A 1331-nucleotide genomic window follows, 5' to 3' on the forward strand; every position below is an offset into this window, starting at 1 on the left:
CACACCCAATACACACGCCGCGCCACCGAAAGGCAAGACAAGTAACAGCAATTTATGGCCAATTCCTAGTCTGGAAAGCATGGAAGGCTCCTGAGAGGTGAAGACATGGTAAAGCGGCAGGCTGCACAGCGATAAACGGAGCAGCGAAGTGAATGACTTATAATTATTTTATATTAAAAATGGCAAAAAACAGGCCAAATACGTCAGGCCAGCCCTGTTCCATTCTCCCTCTTCCAACAACCCAGCCCACAACTATCCACCTAGGCCGTGGGCTATAGATCGAACAAGCAAATGCTTCCTGACAAAGGCTGTTCTGGCATGTCACATGCCAGAACATTCTGATTGCAAGAAGTCGCTTGTTTGCTATCCGTACGACAAGAGCCTGAAAGTGATCAAACCAGTATCTTGCCACGGCCGAAATCGATGACTGCTGACCGGGAAGGCCGGCACTCTGCCAGACCCATGGCATGGATCAAGGTGCTGGCCACTGAGTTGCTGTTTTTACCGCACCCTAAAAACGGATATTTCAGGGCCAGGGCGTTGATCGCACAGGCTTTCTCTTCGGCTTTCAGCCACAGCCGCATGGCAGCCTGCCGCGGACCTACATACAGCACAGCTTGGCCCAAACCTCCCTGGTAGTAACAGCTACCGCTACTGACCACCGCCCGCAATCGGTCGCCAAGCCGCCAGCCTATAGCCCGCACGCTGCCATTCTGCCCTATGGCCAAGCCATTGATTTCTGATGCTACATGCACGTTACCATCCAGCAGCACAAGAAAATTATGGCCCGCCAGCCCAAAAGCCAATGGCAATTGCGCCATGACGATTTGCCACGGTGCATCATCGGCTTCGCTCATCATCGCGGCATCCATAGACAGACCTTGCATCGCATCACAGAACAATCTTTGCGGGTGCTTTGCTAGGCCGCTGGCAGCGCAAGCCAGCCGTGATAGCCCACGTACAGCCCCACCAGCATGATCAAGCCACCAGAGAAGTACGGTGCTTTACGCGCAAAATCCCCAAAGCCGCCCCAGTGTTTTCGGGCATGTCGCACGCTGAGTGCGGCCAACGCCCCAGAAGCCACCATGGTCAGCGCCAGACCAATGCTGAAACACAGCACCAGTACCGCACCGAGGGCGACCTTCTTCAACTGCAGGCACAGCAGCAAGACAGTGATAGAAGCCGGACACGGAATCAGCCCGCCCGTTAGGCCAAACATGACAATCTGGCCGGTGGTCACCTCCCGGCCTGCAAAGCGGCGACGGATATCGTTTGCATGGGCTAATTCGTGCGGGTCTTGGTAACCGTCTGCCGATATGCTCAGGCCATCC

The 1331-nt window shown here is 54.9% G+C and carries 2 protein-coding genes; both read right to left on the reverse strand.

Annotated elements, in window-relative coordinates; all coding sequences use genetic code 11:
• Positions 1–392 precede the first annotated feature (392 nt).
• Positions 393–860 carry a hypothetical protein gene (locus ACZ9XP_RS17690; protein WP_465188935.1) on the reverse strand — a complete coding sequence of 156 codons (468 nt, stop codon included), beginning with the start codon at positions 858–860 and terminating at the stop codon, positions 393–395.
• A gap of 59 nt (positions 861–919) precedes the next feature.
• Positions 920–1331: nickel/cobalt efflux transporter (locus ACZ9XP_RS17695; protein WP_465188936.1), on the reverse strand; the 412-nt coding region annotated here is incomplete at its 5' end.

The sequence above is a fragment of the Vogesella perlucida genome (assembly GCF_979366545.1).

Coding starts and splice junctions, on each gene's coding strand:
- ACZ9XP_RS17690 (WP_465188935.1), bottom strand. CDS start 860: ATGATGAGCGAAGCCGATGATGCACCGTGGCAAATCGTCATGGCGCAA.